Here is a 15,028-nt window from a genome sequence, read left to right on the forward strand (position 1 = left end):
GCGGATCAGTGCTCACGAGCGCGAAGCGCCCTCAGGGAAAGGAACTCCGCGTCCGGCTCTGCGGTGACGGTGAGCCGCTGCCCGTCGGGCGCGTCGAAGGTCAGCGAGTGCGCGTGCAGGCCGGTCCGGGTCGTGGCGTGCTTGTCGAAGAGCGGGTCGCCGACGAGGGCGTGCCCGATCCAGGCCAGGTGGACCCGGATCTGGTGGCGCCGGCCGGTCAGCGGGTGCACCGCGAGCAGCGTCGCGCCGTCGGTCTCCTCGAGGCGCTCGAACGTCGTCGTGCTCGGGTAGGCGCTGCCCTCCCCGACGGCGTCGTCGGGGACGGTCCAGACGTCGTCACGGCGCTCGATCGCCTCCCGCGGCGCGGCGATCCGCACCCGGTTCTTCCGCCCGACCGAGAGCGGCAGTTCGATGCGGCCGCGCTCGGGCAGGCCCGTCGTCGCGGTGATGGCGAGGTAGGTCTTCTCGACGGTGCGCCGGTTGAACTGGCGGGTGAGGTCGCCGTGGTGGGCGAGGTCCTTCGCGAAGAGGACGACCCCGCTGGTCACCTTGTCGATGCGGTGCGCGGGCCAGAGCTTCTCGCCGTCGTCGGCGGCGAGGCGGACGAGGTCGGTGTCGTGCCGCTCCCCCATCACCGACCAGCCGGCGGGCTTGTCGAGCACGAGGAGCGCGTCGTCCTCGTACCGTGCCCGGCCCGCCCGCAGCTCCGCCCAGTCCACGGCACCCAGTGTGACGGGCACGCTGCGACGCTCACATCGAGGCGAGCATCGTCTCCAGCTTCGCCGTCGTCTCGGCCAGCTCGGCCGCGGGCACCGAGGCAGGCACCAGCCCGGCGCCGGCGTAGAGCCGCGCGGACCGCCCGCAGACCTCGCCGCAGCGCAGCGCGACGACCCACTCGCCGTCGCCGGAGGCGTCGGTCCAGCCGACCATGCCGGTGTAGAAGTCGCGGTCGAACGGCTCGAGCTCGGTGATGGCCCGCGCCGCCGCGGCCCGGGGCACCCCGCCCACGGCGGGCGTGGGGTGCAGCGCCCGGGCCAGGTCGAGGGCCGAGCGCGGGGACCGCCCGCGGATCGTGGTGGACAGGTGCCACATCGCGTCGGTGCGGACCAGTGAGGGCTCGTCGGGGACGTCGAGGTCGTCGCACACGCCGCCGAGGGCGCCCGCGACGTCGGTGACGACGAGCGCGTGCTCGTGGCGGTCCTTGGCCGACGCGAGCAGCGCGGCGCCGGTGGCCTCGTCGTCGGCCGGGGCGCTGCGCCGCGGCGCGGAGCCCGCGAGGGGGTTCGCCACGACCTCGCCGTCGCGGCGGGAGATCAGCAGCTCGGGACTCGCGCCGAGGAGGGTGCGGGGCGGACCGTCGGCGGGCAGGTCGACGGCGAAGACGTAGCCGGACGGGTCGCGGGCGGCGAGGCCGGTGAGCATGGCGGCCTGGTCGATGGCGGTGTCCGCGTCGAGGTCGAGGACGCGGGCGAGGACGACCTTCTCCAGGTCGCCGTCGGCCATCCGCCGCAGCGCGTCGGCGACCATCGCCTCGTAGCCGCCCGGTTCCGGCACGGCCCGCGCGCCCCAGCCCGGTCCGGGACCGCCGGTCGGCCGCACCGGGACGGCGCGGCCGAGGGCGGGGCACCAGGTCACCGCGCGTGGCACGACGAGCGCGGCGTCCTCGGCCGGGTCGAAGGGCAGGGCCCCGACGACGAGGGCCGGTTCCCGGCCCAGGGCCGACGCCTCGGCGAGCACGTCGCCGACGTCGTCGGGGTGCTCGAGGCGCCGCGATGCGCCGCGCGCCAGGAGCCCGCCGCGGGGGCCGGAGAACCAGGTCCCGCGGCCGGGGCGCCACCGGGCGAGGAGCGCCGCGGGGTCACCGGACGGCCCGCCATCCGCGGTGGCCTCGCCCAGCAGATCGACCGCGCCCTCGCTGGTCACCCTGTCGACTCCCTCCCGGCCCTTCCCACGGTGGCATCGTGGACGACGACTACATGACCACTGTCGCCCGGTCTGCCCGGACCGGCCACGTGAGCCGTACCGCATCCCCGAGAGGTGTCGCCCTCCATGGCCCTGCCTTCCGCGAGTTCTCTCCGGGACGACCTCGCGCTCGGCGGGCGCATCACCGCGATGCGGCTCGCGGGCCTGGCGCTTGCCGTGCGGGGCGACCCGGTGGCGCGGCTCATGCACAAGCCGTGGCGGCTGGACCCGTACCCGACCTACGCGGCGATCCGCGGCGAGGGGCTCGCGCGGAGCCGGGTCGGGCTCTCGGCGGTCGGCACGCACGCGCTGTGCGAGCAGGTCCTGCGCGACCGGCGCTTCGGGGTGCGCCTCGCCGACGGCCGCCCGCCCTTCGCGCCGGAGGCGGAGACGAAGCAGACAGGGGAGCACGCCGATAGGGGAGCTCGACCGTCGGACGACGCCGAGGCGTCGCTGCTCGAGCCGGTCGACCTGTCCCTGCTCGGGATGGACCCACCCGACCACACCCGGCTGCGCCGGCTCGCCGCACCGACGTTCGCGCCCCGCCGGCTGCAGCAGTACCGCGCGATCGCGGAGGAGGTGACGGCCGGGCTGCTCGACGACGCCGCCGTGCGCGGCCGGTTCGACCTGGTCCGCGACCTCGCCGCGCCGCTGCCGATCACGGTGATCGCCCGGCTGCTCGCGATCCCCTCGGTGGACGCCGACCGGTTCGCACGCTGGGGGCGGGCCCTCGCGACGGCGCTGGACGGGGTCCGCTCGGTGTCGCACGCCCACGAGCTCGCCCGCACCACCGCCGAGGCCCGGGAGCTGTTCACCGACCTCGTCGACCGGCGGCGCGCGGACCCCGGCGACGACGTCGTGTCGGGGCTGGTCGAGGCCCTCGACGCCGGGCAGATGTCGCTCGACGAGCTGGTGTCGCTGGCCCAGCTGCTACTGGTCGCGGGCTTCGAGACGACCACCAACCTCGTCGGGAACGCCGTTCGTGCGATGCAGGCCACGCCGGGCCAGTGGGAGGCACTCGTCGAGGACCCGACGCTCGCGGCGGGCGCGGTCGAGGAGACGCTCCGTTACGACCCGCCGGTGCAGCTGACCGCCCGGATCGCGCACGAGGAGACCGAGCTCGCCGGGGTGACGTTCCGCCGGAACTGGGGCGTCCTCGTGCTCATCGCGGCCGCCGGCCGTGACCCACAGGCCCACCCCGACCCGGACCGCTTCGACCTGCGCCGCGAGCAGACGACGCCGCACCTGGCGTTCTCGGGCGGGGCGCACTACTGCCTCGGCGCGGCGCTCGCCCGGCTCGAGGGCGAGGTGGCGCTGCGGATGCTCGCCGAGCGGATGCCGGGCCTGCGTCCAACCGGACGGGCGGTCCCGAAGACGGCGACGATCCTGCGCGGCCCGCGGACGTTCCCGGTGGCGGCCTGACCGAACGACCGGGACGGGGGTGTCGCTGTCGGGGCCGAAGGGCCACGGTGACCGCATGCCTGCCATCCCCGCGATCCACCACATCGCGATGTCCGTGAGTGACCTCGCCGTGAGCGAGCCCTTCTACACGTTGCTGTTCGGCACCGGGCCCGCGATGACGCTCGCCGACGGGCCCTTCCAGCGCCGGGTGTTCGCCCTCGCCGACGGGCAGCTGTTCGGGCTCACCCAGCACGAGGGCGCCCCCGACGGCGACCGGTTCGACCCGGCCCGCGTCGGGCTCGACCACGTCGGCTTCGGCTGCGCCGACCCGGACGCGGTCGCCGCCTGGCGCGACCACCTCGACGCGGTCGGCATCGAGCACAGCGGCATCGTCGAGGCGGACTACGGCCTGGCGCTCTCGGTGAAGGACCCGGACGGCAACGCGCTGGAGTTCTTCATGCTCGCGGGCTGACCACCGGCTCCGCGCCCCGCACCGGCATGGGCGCCCGGCGCGCGAAGTCCGGCGCGTGCTCCGGCAGTGCTCCGACCCCGACGAGCCGGGCCGGGATCCACTGCAGGACCGGGAAGCGCTCGATGAGCCGGATCGGGAACGGGACCTCGGTGTCCGCCTGGTCGGGAACGGCCTCCGACTCGAGCAGCGGCGCGACGACCCGCCGGTGCGCGAGGTCCTGCAGCGTCTGGGTGACCAGCGTCGGGAAGGTGCGACGACGCTGCACCGACCTGGCCGCGCGCGCCACCGACTCCGCATCCCCGGTCCGCAGCGGACCGGCCAGCGCGCGGCCGGCGGCCACCGCGTCCTGGATGGCGAGGTTGATGCCGACCCCGCCGACCGGGGACATCGCGTGCGCCGCGTCCCCGATGCAGAGCAGCCCCGGCGCCGACCACCGCTCGAGCCGGTCCAGCGTGACCGAGAGCAGCTTCACGTCGTCCCAGGAACCGATCGCGTCGAGCCGGCCCGCCATCCACGGGTTCATGCCGGCGACGAGATCGCGCAGCCCCTGGACCGTCCCCGAGCGCAGCCGGGCGTCGGTGCCCTTCCCGATGATCAGCGCGCACTGGTAGTACTCGCCGCGGTCGAGGAACACCATGAACCGCCCGCGCCCGACCCGTCCCAGTCCGCCCTCGGGGTCCCCGTCCCGCCGCGGGACGCGGAACCACTCGACGTCGAGGGGCACCTGGTACCGGCGCAGCGGCAGGCCGGACTCGGCCCGGAGGCGGGAGTCGCGCCCGTCGCACGCCACGACGAGGTCGGCGGCGAGCAGGGACTCCGGTCCGAGCGAGCCGTCCTCGGCGCGGTCGGCCAGCCGGACCCCGGTCACGCGCCCGGCGTCGTCGCGCACGGCCCCGGTGACCTCGGTGCGCATCCGCAGCGTGAAGGTCGGCTCCTCCTCCGCCGCGGTCGCGAGCATGTCGAGCAGGTGCCACTGCGGGACCATCGCGACCATGGGGTGCGGCGCGTTCAGCCGGCCCATGTCGGCGAAGTCCACGTCGCCCGAGTCGAGCCGGATCGTGGCCTTGGTCAGCCCGCGGTAGGGCAGCTGCGCGAACCGCGGCCAGAGGCCCAGCTCGTCGAGCAGCGTCAGCGTCGAGGTGTGCACGGTGTCGCCGCGGAAGTCGCGCAGGAAGTCGCCGTGCTTCTCCACCACGGTGACCTCGACCCCGGCCCGCGCCAGCAGCAGACCGAGGATCATCCCGGCCGGCCCGCCCCCGACGACGCAGCAGGTCGTCCTCGACGTCGTCTCCCGGGTCATGGTGACCGCCTCCTCGTTCCGTGAACGCTCTTTCACTATGGTGGAGCCGAGCTCGCCGCACGTCAAGGCGAATGTTCGTTCACGGAAGGGAGGACGCCGTGCCACGCATCACCGAGGAGCGCCGGGAGGCCCGACGACGCGAGATCGTCGCCGCTGCCCGACGCTGCTTCGCCCGGGACGGCTTCCACCAGACCTCGATGCCCGACATCGCCCGCGAGGCCGGGATGTCCGCCGGGGCCTTCTACCGGTACTTCCCGAGCAAGGACGACGTGATCCTGGAGATCGCGGGCCAGGCGTTCGGCGTGATGGCGGGCCGGATCGAGGCGAGCGGGGGCGGGACGGGGCCGCCGAGCGTGGGCGACATCGTCGCCGCCGTGGTCGGGCCGTTGGGCGGCGACACGATCACCCTCCCGTCCGGCGAGGTCGTCCCGACCGACGAGCTGGCCCGCTGCGGGGTGCAGGCCTGGAGCGAGCTGCTGCGCCACGAGTCCCTCCGCGAGCGGGCGGCGGCCGGGTTCGACGCCGTCCGCTCCCGCATGGCCGAGGTGCTCCGCCGCGGCCGCGAGGGCGGGGCCGTGCCCGCCGACCTCGACCCCGACGACGGTGCCCGAGTGGTCATGGCCCTGCTGCCCGGCTTCATCCTGCAGCGCCAGGCCTTCGGGCTCGACGACGTCGCGGGCTTCGTGCGGGCGGTGCACACGCTGCTGAGTCGGACGCCACGCTCCGAGCAGCCGGTCTGAGCGCGCGCGGTGCGAGGATCGGGAGCCGTGAGGAACCCGCTGCGGCGCCTGCGCCGGCTGCGCCGTGAGGCCCGCAACGTCCGCGACCTCGAGACCCACGTGCCGCCGGGCCCGCCGTGGACGAACATCCGCGACCTCGCGGGCCTGCCGACCATCGACGGCCGGCGCACCCGGCCCGGGATCCTGCTGCGCGGCGACGCCCCGTTCGCCGACGACGGCCCGACGGCGCCGGGCTGGCCGGCGGGGCTCGCGTGGCCCCCCGGGGTGGCGATCGACCTGCGCAGCGACCGCGAGCTCGACCACCCCTACCCGCTCCCGGCGGCGACGACCCGATGGGTGAACCTCCCGATGGTCGACGCGCTGGCCCCCGACCTGCTCAGCCGCGGGCGCAAGGACCGCCTCTCCCCGGGCGAGCTCTACCTCGGCCTCCTCGACGCGGCGCACAGCTGGCTGCCGACGGTGCTCGACGCCGTCGTCGACGGACCCCACCCGGTCCTCGTGCACTGCGCCGCGGGCAAGGACCGCACCGGCGTCGCGGTCGCGCTCCTGCTCCGGCTCGCCGGGGTGACGCGGGCGGCCGTCGACGCCGACTTCTCGCGCACCAACGCCCGGCGCGTCGGGCTGCAGCGGCGTCTGGAACGGCGCGGGGCGCTGCGACCCGGGGCGGTCCCGGCCGGTGAGGTCGGGGTGCGGCGCGAGGAGATCCTCGGGGTCCTCGACCGGCTCGACGGCGACGGCGCGGAGCGGGTCGCGGCCGCCGCGGGCGTGGCGGACGAGCGGGTGGAGCAGTGGCGGAAGGTGCTCGTGACCCAACCGGCCTAGCGTCGCCGGGCGGCTGTGCCGGACCACAAGGCGCGGGCCACCAACGCTGTCGCGCGGGACAGTGCCGCGTCGCGGGCCCGTCGGGAGACTGGGAGGTGATCTCCCCGGTGCCCGGGGACGACGCCCCGCCGATCCGAGAAGGTGGACCCGATGACGACGCCCGCGACCTGCCCCTGCTGTGGGGTCGTGGTCATGCCCGAGGAGCTGTCCTACGACTTCGCCGGGGAGACCGTGGCGTCCCTGACCCGCGAGGTCACCTACCTCCGCGAGACCGTCGCGCACCTGCGCGCCGCGGTCCGGGCGACCGGCGTCCCGCGCCCGGTGGCGATCGAGCCGGTCGCCGTCTGAGCCGGGTCGTGTGACCCGTCAGGACCGCGCCGGCAGGGCCGCGCCGAGCCGCGCCACCGCCTCGGCGAGCCGCTCGGGCGCGCCGGGGCGGCGGACGACGACGCCGTCCACGAGCCCGTCGGCGACCGCCTCCGCCACGAGGTCCGCGGCGAGGTCCAGGCCGACGGCCGGGTCCTCGCCCGTCCGGCGGGCGCGCGCGAGCACGGCCTCGGGCAGCACGACATCGGGCACCTCGTGGCGCAGCTGCTCGGCCTCCGCGAAGCCGGACAGCGGGGCCGCCGTCACGAGCAGCGGCACCCGCTCGCCGGCGAGACCGGCCCGGACCCGCCGCAGCCGATCGAGCTCGTAGACCGGGCGGGTGACCAGGTACTCCGCACCCGCCCGAATCTTCGCGCGGACCCGGTCGAGCTCGCGGTCGAGGTCGTCGGCGCCGGGCGCGACCCGCACCCCGACCCGGAACGGGCACGCCACCGGCAACGCGGAACCGTCGGGGTCGACGCCCCGGGCGAGCGAGGTCGCGAGCTCGACCAGGCCGAGCCCGTCCACCTCCCACACCCCGTCGCGCACCGGGCGGTCGGCGTGCACCGGCGGGTTCCCGGTCTCGCACACGAGCGCGTGGATCCCCAGGGCGTCGAGCCCGAGCAGGTCGGCCTGCAACGCCATCCGGCTGGTGTTCCAGCTGGTCACGGTGAGCATCACGTCGGCCGCGGCGGTCTCGTGCAGGCCGGCGGCGACGGCGGCGGCCGTGGTGCGCGGCCGCCGGGATCGCTCGCGCCCGGCCCAGAGCACCTGGGCGCCCGCGCCGAGCGCCCCCCGGCCGCGCGCGAGGCCGGCCTCGAGGTCGTCCGCCCCGGTCCCGCCCACCTCGGCGACCAGCAGCGGCGGCCGGCGCGACCCGTCCAGCCAGCGTCCCAGGACGCCCCGTCGCGGCTCGGGCGCCGAGCCGTTCCCGGCGGCGGGCGACGGGCGGTCGGCGTCGAGGTCGGGGAGGGGGCCGGGCACCGCCCCGAGGCCGACGGTGACGACGGGCCGGGCCGGCGCCGCCACCGGCTCGCGCACCAGCGGCTCCGGGGTCTCGGCGAGCGCGGCCGCGGCGGCCGCCACGTGCGCCGGGGTGGTGCCGCAGCAGCCCCCGACGAGCCGGGCGCCGGCGGCGACGTAGTGCGCGGCGTAGCGCCCGAAATGCGCGGTGTCGGAGGCGAAGCGCACCGAGCGGTCCGAGACGACGTGCGGCAGGCCGGCGTTGGGCAGCCCGCTCACCAGCACCCCCTCGGGGACGGACGCCGCCATCCGCCGCACCACCGCGAGCAGGCCCTGCGGTCCGAGCGTGCAGTTCGACCCGACGGCGAGGGGCCGCAACGCCCCCACCACGTGGGCGACCTGCTCGGGGGTCTCCCCGTGGGTGGTCACCGGGGCGCCGTCCTCGTCGACGAACGTGGCCTGGGCGATCACGGGCAGGTCGCTCTCCTCGCGGGCCAGCTCGACGGCCTCGGCGAGCTCGTCGGCGTGCGCGAAGGTCTCGAGCACGAGCAGGTCGACCCCGCCCGCGACCAGGGCGGCGACCTGCTCGCGCACGGCCGCCCGGACCCCGGCGGGGTCGACGGGCCCCGGCGTCCGCGGCGAGGTCGCCGGGGACACCGACCCGGCGACGAACACCGGCCGCCCAGGGGCGGCATCCTCGACGACCTGCACGGCCAACCGGGCCGCGGCGAGGTTGACGTCCCGGACGCGGCCGCCGAGCCCGTGGCGGGCCAGGCGCAGCCGGCTCGCCCCGTAGGTGTGGGTCTGCAGCACCTCGGCGCCGGCGTCGAGGTAGCGACGGTGCAGGGCCCCGACCAGCTCGGGGGCGACGAGCGCGAGCTCGCTGCCGGCGCCCTCGAGCCGCGCGCCGGTGGCCTGGGCGAGGGTGCCCATCGCGCCGTCGCCCAGCAGCGGGCGGGCGGCGAGCTCCTCGGCGATCCCGCTCACTCCATCCACCCCAGGATCTCCAGGGCGACCTGCGCGGCGAGACGGTCCTGGTAGTGCTCGAGGGCGAGCCCGGAGAGCTCCTCGGCGCGCCGCAGCCGGTACCCCACGGTGTTGGGGTGCACCGAGAGCGCCTTGGCGGTGCGCTGCGGGCTGCCGTCCTCGCGGAAGTACCGGGCGAGGGTGCGGACGAGCTCGACGGTGCGTTCCGAGGAGTCGTCGGCCAGGCGCCCGAGGACCTCGCGGGCGAACGCGCGGGCGTCCTCGGGGTCGGGGACCTGCAGGAGCAGCCGGTGCACCCCGAGGTCGTCGAAGCGCAGCAGCCGGCCCTCCCGGCCGAGCCGCCGGGCGGCCTCCACGGTGCGGCGGGCCTGCTCGTAGGAGCGGGGCAGCCCGGCGACGTCGTCGACCTCCCGTCCCAGCGTGACCGTCACCGGCCACTCCCCGCCCGTGCCGCGCGCGAGCGCGGTGGCCGTGGCGGTCCCGACGGCGACGGGGTCGGCGGAGGCCGGGACGAGCGCGACGACCTCGCGGTCGCGGACGACGGCCAGGACGCCGGGGACGAGGCGCGCCAGCCGGTCGCGGGCCTCGGCGAGCAGCGACGGCCGGCCCGGGTCCGCCGGGTCGACGACCGCCGGCTCGCCCGCCCTGGGCACGACGACGAGCACGCGGTGCGCGACCCCGGCGGTGAAACCGACGTGCTCGGCCCACTGCGTCGCCTCGGCCGCCGAGCGCGTCCGGCCCAGCAGCAGACCGGAGAGCAGGTCGTCGCGGACGTGGCCGGCGGCGGCCGCGAGCACCCGCTCCCGCCCCAGGAGCACCCCGACGATCGTGGCGGCGTGCTCCGCGGCCAGGAGCAGGACGTCGTCGCCGTCGAGGGCGGCGGGACGCTCGCGGCGGGCCGGGTCCTCCTCGGCCAGCAGGAACGCGGCCGTCTCGCCGCCCACCACCACCGGCACCACCACGCGCACCCAGGTGCCGCTGCCCGGCACCCGCAGCGCACGGCCACCCCGGGCCGCGGCCGCCAGGACCCGGCCACCCCGAGCACCGGCCACCTCGGCGCGCAGCACCGCCGCCGCGCGACCCTCGTCGACGCCCGGGGCGCACGCGGCGAGCACGGCGTGCTCGGGCGCCGGCCCGGCGACGCCGGCGACCGCACCGAGCTCGGCGGCGAGCAGCGCGACGACGGCGGCGGGCCCGGCGTCATGGGCGGTCGCGAGGGCGGACAGCCGCCGGTGGAGCACGACGAGGCCGCGCAGCGCCTCGGTGCCTCCGGTCCCGGCGCCCGGCGACGCGGGCCTCGGCGTCGTCGGGACTGCCCGGACGGGACCGGCCGGCCGCCCCGGGGGGAACCGACCCGTCGTCGCCACCCGACCAGTGTGCCGAACCGCACCCGCCGGGTCCTGCGCACGCGCGCGGGAGATGACCGCGAGAGGGTGAGGCCGACACCGTCGCTCCCCCTCCCCGGAGGTTCCCGTTGGCCCGGATCGCCGTCGTCTTCTACTCCGCCACCGGCAACGTCGCCGCCCTCGCCGAGGCACTCGCCGACGGGGCCCGCGGCGCCGGCGCCGAGGTCCGGGTGCGTCCGGTGGCCGAGCGGGCGCCGCGGGAGGCGATCGAGGCCAACCGTCGCTGGAAGGCGTGGGTGGACGACAACCCCTACGACACCGTGGCCTCCCTCGACGACCTCGAGTGGGCCGACGGGATCGCGCTCGGCAGCCCGACCCGGTTCGGCGCCGCGGCCGAGCAGCTCAAGGCGTTCCTCGACACCACCGGCGGCCTGTGGGCGCAGGGCAAGCTCGCGTCGAAGGTCGGGACGTCGTTCACGTCGGCCTCGACCGGGCACGGCGGGCTGGAGGCGACCATCGTCGCGATGAACATGGTCTTCTACCACTGGGGCACGATCATCATGCCGCTCGGCTACGCCGCGGACCCGTCGCTCATGGAGTCGGGGAACCCCTACGGCGCGTCGTGGGTGTCGCGGAAGTCGGCGGCGCCGGACGAGGACGCGCTGGGGGCGGCCCGGGTGCAGGGGGCGCGCCTCGCGCAGGTGGCTGCCAAGCTTGCCGTCGATCAGGGATGACCTGGGCGACAGGCCCCGGAGGTGAAGGTCCAGGCGGCGACCCACACGGTCCCGATGGTCAGCACGATCGCGCCGGGGACGTGCACGAAGAGGGTGCCGCGGTCGCCGAACCAGGCCTGCACGAACGACAGCACGAACACCAGCGCGGCGAGCACGGTGGGCCACCTGGGGCCGCGGGTGGCGCGCCGGTGCAGTCCGGCGGCGACGGCCGTCAGCCCGGTGAGCACGTGGAACACGACGGCGCCGTCCGCGTGGAGCTCGACAGGGCCACCCCGGGGGAAGAGCTGGCCGGCGGTGACGGCCTGGCACACCAGGGAGAGCACCGAGAGGACGCCCAGGACCTGCAGGGTGTGCAATGTCGCCGTGCCGGCGGTGGTGCGTTGCGGTGCGGTGGTGGTGGTCCCGGTCATGGCTACTCCCTCGCGGTGCACGGCTGGCCGGCTGGGGTCGGGTGGCGGATGAGGTCCGGGCGGCCGGTGAGCTCGTTGAGCGCGTCCGCGAGCTGGTCGAGCGTGGGCCGCCGCCCCGGGTCGCGGGCGAGGCAGGCGTCGATGGTGGTGGCGGACCGGCGCGGCAGCCGTCGACGAGCGCGCAGTGCCGGCGCGGGACGGTCGAGCCGGGACTCGTAGCGGGTGAGGGTGTCGGGGCAGCGGCCGGACAGGTGGGGGTCGGGGACCTCGAAGGGCGCGAAGCCGGTGGCGGCCTCGTAGAGCACCAGGCCGAGGCCCCAGACGTCGGTGGCAGCGGTGAGGGGCTCGCCGGCGAGCTGTTCCGGGGCCATGTAGCCGGGGGTGCCGGCTCCGGGTGTCCCGAGACCGGGAGATCGGGCCAGGCCGAGGTCGATGAGGCGGGCGATCCCCTGGCTGGCGATGACGTTGCTGGGTTTGACGTCGAGGTGCAGGTAGCCCTGTGCGTGCAGGTAGCCCAGCGCGGAGCACAGGTGCTGGCCCAGGTGGCCCAGATCGACGGCACCGAGTCGCCCTCCACGTCGTCGGGAGCCGTCGTCGTCGCGTTCCACCGTGCTCGCCGGGGACGCGAGCAGGGCCGCGAGGGTTGCGCCGGGCAGGTTCTCGAGGACGAGCACCGGTGGGTGCCGCTCGCTGAGGCCGGGCTCGAGGTAGGCGTAGGCACGCACGATGTGCGGGTGTGTCAGGGCCAGGAGCACCTGCGCTTCGGTGTCCAGGTCGCCCCGCGCACCGAGGTCGGTCAGCCGGTCGGAGCGCAGCGCCTTCGCGAAGCACCGGCAGCGTCGGTCGGTGCTCCAGATCTCGTAGCAGTCGAGCTCCCGGCCGCGCTGCACGTGCTCGACGACCACGTATCCCGGGGCCATCTCGCACCCCGGTGCGCGGGGCGGGGGGCCGTCGTCCTCGGGTGTCACTTCCGAGCCGCCCGTCGCGTCCGGGCGGCTCGGGGGCGACGCCTCCGGGCGACCGGAGGCGGGCGTGGCGGGAGCGTCGCGGCGCTCGGGCGCCCGGAGGGCGACGGGGCTCATGTCGACTCCACGGTGCTGGGACGGGGGTGCCACCCGCCGGGTCGGGCTCGGTCGAGATCGAGCGGCGGAGCGAGGGGGACTTCGGCCGGGCCGACGCGGTGGTCGGGATCGTGCAGGCGGTAGAGCTCGGCGTACCCGGGGTCGCCGGCCAGCAGTTCGGCGTGGGTACCGCGCCCGGTGACCCGCCCGCCGTCGAGCACGACGATCTGGTCCGCGTCGGCGACCGTGAGCAGGTCGTGCGAGATGACCACTGTGGTCCGCCCGGCCATGAGGCGTCGCAGCGGCCCGAGGATGCGTGCGCGGGTGGCGGCGTCGAGGCCGGTGGTGGGCTCGTCGAGCAGCAGCACCCGCGGGTTGCGGATCATGGCCCGGGCGATCGTGAGGCGTTGGCGTTGGCCGCCGGAGAGCAACCGGCCCCGTTGACCGACCCGGGTGTCGTAGCCCTCGGCCAGCTCGGTGACGAACTCGTGGAGGTCGGCGGCGCGGGCAGCCTCGATCATCTCGTGCTCGGACGCGTCGGGGCGGCTCCAGAGCAGGTTCTCGCGGACGGTGCCGTCGAACACGAGCGTCTCCTGCAGGACCGCGGCGACGGTGTCGCGCAGGGTCGTGAGGCTGAGCTCGCGCAGATCGACCCCGTCCAACCGGACGTGGCCGCTGTCGGGATCGTACAGGCGGAGCAGGAGTTTCCCGATCGTGGACTTCCCGGCTCCGCTCGCGCCGACGACGGCGAGGGTCTGACCGGGCCGGGCGGACAGGGTGACCTGGGTGAGGGCCGGCCGGAGCGACTGGTGGTAGGTGAAGCACACGTCGTCGAAGCTGATCTCGCCCCGGGGGGCGGGCAGCGTCCGTGGCCGGGCCGGTTCGGTGATCTCGGGTCGGGTCTCGAGGACCTCCACGATGCGCTCGGCGCTGGCGCTCGCGGCATAGACCCGCCCGGAGAGCTTCCCGACGCCCTTGACCGGGCTGTAGAGCTGGCTGAGATAGGTGATGAAGACCAGGAGCCCGCCGAGGGTGATCCGACCCTGCTGGAGCTCCCACAGCCCGAGGGCCATGACGAGCACCACGCCGATGACCTCGAGGAAGTCGATCAACGGCTGGAAGATCGCCCGCAGCCGGGTGGCGACCATCTCGGCGGCGAAGCGGGCGAGGTTCTCCCGGTGGAAGCGGGCGGTCTCGGCCGCGCGGCGGTGGTACGCCTGCACCAGGGCGACGTTGGCGAGGCTCTCCTCGGCGGCGGCCGTGATCGTCGCCGATCGGCGCCGCTGTTCGCGCGAGGCCTCCTTGATGCGGGCGTTGAAGTAGCGCGCGGCGAGCCCGAACAGAGGCGCGGCGAGCAGCGTGGCGAGCGCGAGCTGCCAATTCAGGTAGAACAGCGCCCCGGCGAAGAAGAGGATCTGGAATCCGTAGGCGAGGGTGTCGGTGGGGCCCGACAGCACCAGCTGCTCGATCTGGTCGATGTCGCTGGTCAACCGGGAGAGCGTGTCCCCGAGGTGGCGACGGTCGAAGAAGTCCACCGACAGGCCGTGCAGGTGGTGGAACAACCGGGTGCGCAGATCGAGGACGAATCTTTCGCCCAACCAGTTGGTCAGCCACTCGTCGGCGTAGGCACCGATTCCCTGACCGAGACCGAGTGCCAGGTACGCCGCGGCGATCACCGGGAACAGCGTGAAGCTGCGCGGGACCAGCACGTCGTCGATGAACAGCTTGAGCATCCAGATCTGGGCGGTGTCCAGCAGCGGCCCGATCATCACCAGCACGAGGCCGGCCGCGAGACGGCCCCGGTAAGCGCGGGTCGCGGGCCAGAAGAACCGGAAGATCGCCGGGATACTCATCTGCCGCGCCCGCGGCGGATCGGGAACGGCGGACGCCTCCGAACTCGCGGTCGCCTCAGCCGAGACCTGACTGGGGGCTGTCGCGGCCGACGCGCCGATCGTCTCCGTGGATGGCGCCGTCGACGGGTTCGACACCACGCCTTGACCCTCGGTCGTCACACAACCCCCACCCACGCTCACCCTCAACTGGTCGGTCCGCTCGCCGACCTCCCGCCCTCATGGCCCTCGCTGTCTGCGTCGCCGCGGCAGCGGGGACCTCACCGCCTGCATGAGGCCCCCGCGCAGTGCGATGGCCCCGGGCCCGGGGACCACCACAGAGCCCGGATCAGCTCACCGGCGCGTGCCGTGGCGTCGGTTGTTGGTGCCGTGGCCTCGGTTCGTGCCGTGGCCTCGGTTGGTGCCGCCGCGGCCCCAGCCGGTCTGTGCCCGCTCGAACGGGTCGAACTTGCCGAGAATCATGAGTGACTCCCCTCCGTGTTCATCTGGGCGACGATCTCCGTTCACCGCCTCACCCTCAATAGGAGTCGATCTCGCCGTGGGGATTGCCCGCTTCCCCATATTCACTCGGACGGATCAGCACGACGAGAATCAGGAGGAGGCCCTGTCCGGCC

At 75.5% G+C, this 15,028-nt stretch carries 14 protein-coding genes; 6 read left to right on the forward strand and 8 right to left on the reverse strand.

Annotated elements, in window-relative coordinates; all coding sequences use genetic code 11:
- Positions 1-5 precede the first annotated feature (5 nt).
- Positions 6-719: an RluA family pseudouridine synthase gene (locus tag VGH76_RS03855; RefSeq protein WP_331555290.1), complete on the reverse strand. Its 714-nt coding sequence runs from the start codon at positions 717-719 to the stop codon at positions 6-8.
- A 31-nt stretch (positions 720-750) separates the two neighbouring features.
- Positions 751-1,923, reverse strand: a complete 1,173-nt coding sequence (locus VGH76_RS03860) for an isochorismate synthase (protein ID WP_331555291.1) — start codon at positions 1,921-1,923, stop codon at positions 751-753.
- Between the two features lie 126 nt (positions 1,924-2,049).
- Between VGH76_RS03860 and VGH76_RS03865 the strand changes: the two genes are divergently transcribed.
- Together VGH76_RS03865 and VGH76_RS03870 are read left to right on the forward strand one after the other, a co-directional pair.
- Positions 2,050-3,384: a cytochrome P450 gene (locus tag VGH76_RS03865; protein ID WP_331555292.1), complete on the forward strand. Its 1,335-nt coding sequence runs from the start codon at positions 2,050-2,052 to the stop codon at positions 3,382-3,384.
- Positions 3,385-3,439: 55 nt separating this feature from the next.
- Positions 3,440-3,835: a VOC family protein gene (locus tag VGH76_RS03870; RefSeq protein WP_331555293.1), complete on the forward strand. Its 396-nt coding sequence runs from the start codon at positions 3,440-3,442 to the stop codon at positions 3,833-3,835.
- Here VGH76_RS03870 and VGH76_RS03875 read toward each other — a convergent pair.
- The gene (locus VGH76_RS03875; RefSeq protein WP_331555294.1) at positions 3,819-5,135 is read right to left on the reverse strand and encodes an FAD-dependent oxidoreductase; all 1,317 of its coding nucleotides are present in this window, start codon (positions 5,133-5,135) and stop codon (positions 3,819-3,821) included. The two genes, VGH76_RS03870 and VGH76_RS03875, sit on opposite strands and share 17 nt — an antisense overlap.
- Positions 5,136-5,233: 98 nt before the next feature.
- On the opposite strand from VGH76_RS03875, the gene VGH76_RS03880 reads away from it, so the two are divergent.
- The 3 genes from VGH76_RS03880 (at position 5,234) to VGH76_RS03890 (ending at position 7,045) form a co-directional block, all read left to right on the forward strand.
- Positions 5,234-5,875: a TetR/AcrR family transcriptional regulator gene (locus VGH76_RS03880; protein WP_331555295.1), complete on the forward strand. Its 642-nt coding sequence runs from the start codon at positions 5,234-5,236 to the stop codon at positions 5,873-5,875.
- 27 nt (positions 5,876-5,902) lie between these two features.
- Positions 5,903-6,697 carry a tyrosine-protein phosphatase gene (locus VGH76_RS03885; RefSeq protein ID WP_331555296.1) on the forward strand — a complete coding sequence of 265 codons (795 nt, stop codon included), beginning with the start codon at positions 5,903-5,905 and terminating at the stop codon, positions 6,695-6,697.
- A 150-nt stretch (positions 6,698-6,847) separates the two neighbouring features.
- Entirely contained in the window at positions 6,848-7,045 is a 198-nt protein-coding gene (locus VGH76_RS03890) for a hypothetical protein (RefSeq protein ID WP_331555297.1), read from the forward strand.
- An 18-nt stretch (positions 7,046-7,063) separates the two neighbouring features.
- Here VGH76_RS03890 and VGH76_RS03895 read toward each other — a convergent pair whose 3' ends face one another.
- Together VGH76_RS03895 and VGH76_RS03900 are read right to left on the reverse strand one after the other, a co-directional pair.
- Positions 7,064-9,013 (reverse strand): homocysteine S-methyltransferase family protein, encoded by a 1,950-nt coding sequence (locus VGH76_RS03895; RefSeq protein WP_331555298.1) that lies wholly within the window; start codon positions 9,011-9,013, stop codon positions 7,064-7,066.
- Positions 9,010-10,380: a PucR family transcriptional regulator gene (locus VGH76_RS03900; RefSeq protein WP_331555299.1), complete on the reverse strand. Its 1,371-nt coding sequence runs from the start codon at positions 10,378-10,380 to the stop codon at positions 9,010-9,012. Before VGH76_RS03900 ends, VGH76_RS03895 begins: the two co-directional genes overlap by 4 nt.
- Positions 10,381-10,487: 107 nt before the next feature.
- Here VGH76_RS03900 and wrbA point away from each other — a divergent pair, with 107 nt between their 5' ends.
- On the forward strand, positions 10,488-11,093 hold the full coding sequence (gene wrbA / locus VGH76_RS03905; protein ID WP_331555300.1) for an NAD(P)H:quinone oxidoreductase: 606 nt from the start codon (positions 10,488-10,490) through the stop codon (positions 11,091-11,093).
- Here the strand turns inward: wrbA and VGH76_RS03910 are convergent.
- The 3 genes from VGH76_RS03910 to VGH76_RS03920 form a co-directional block, all read right to left on the reverse strand.
- Positions 11,084-11,503 (reverse strand): hypothetical protein, encoded by a 420-nt coding sequence (locus VGH76_RS03910; RefSeq protein ID WP_331555301.1) that lies wholly within the window; start codon positions 11,501-11,503, stop codon positions 11,084-11,086. The genes wrbA and VGH76_RS03910 overlap by 10 nt on opposite strands.
- Positions 11,504-11,505: 2 nt before the next feature.
- The gene (locus tag VGH76_RS03915; RefSeq protein WP_331555302.1) at positions 11,506-12,423 is read right to left on the reverse strand and encodes a serine/threonine-protein kinase; all 918 of its coding nucleotides are present in this window, start codon (positions 12,421-12,423) and stop codon (positions 11,506-11,508) included.
- 158 nt (positions 12,424-12,581) lie between these two features.
- The gene (locus VGH76_RS03920) at positions 12,582-14,417 is read right to left on the reverse strand and encodes an ABC transporter ATP-binding protein (protein WP_331555303.1); all 1,836 of its coding nucleotides are present in this window, start codon (positions 14,415-14,417) and stop codon (positions 12,582-12,584) included.
- Between the last annotated feature and the right edge of the window lie 611 nt (positions 14,418-15,028).

The organism is Actinomycetospora sp. (assembly GCF_036497585.1).
Classification (GTDB): domain Bacteria; phylum Actinomycetota; class Actinomycetes; order Mycobacteriales; family Pseudonocardiaceae; genus Actinomycetospora.

Excerpts from the sequence above, each read along its gene's own strand:
- VGH76_RS03865 (WP_331555292.1), top strand. The coding sequence starts at position 2,050 with ATGGCCCTGCCTTCCGCGAGTTCTCTCCGGGACGACCTCGCGCTCGGC.
- VGH76_RS03870 (WP_331555293.1), top strand. The coding sequence starts at position 3,440 with ATGCCTGCCATCCCCGCGATCCACCACATCGCGATGTCCGTGAGTGAC.
- VGH76_RS03875 (WP_331555294.1), bottom strand. The coding sequence starts at position 5,135 with ATGACCCGGGAGACGACGTCGAGGACGACCTGCTGCGTCGTCGGGGGC.
- VGH76_RS03890 (WP_331555297.1), top strand. The coding sequence starts at position 6,848 with ATGACGACGCCCGCGACCTGCCCCTGCTGTGGGGTCGTGGTCATGCCC.
- VGH76_RS03910 (WP_331555301.1), bottom strand. The coding sequence starts at position 11,503 with ATGACCGGGACCACCACCACCGCACCGCAACGCACCACCGCCGGCACG.
- VGH76_RS03915 (WP_331555302.1), bottom strand. The coding sequence starts at position 12,423 with ATGGCCCCGGGATACGTGGTCGTCGAGCACGTGCAGCGCGGCCGGGAG.
- VGH76_RS03920 (WP_331555303.1), bottom strand. The coding sequence starts at position 14,417 with ATGAGTATCCCGGCGATCTTCCGGTTCTTCTGGCCCGCGACCCGCGCT.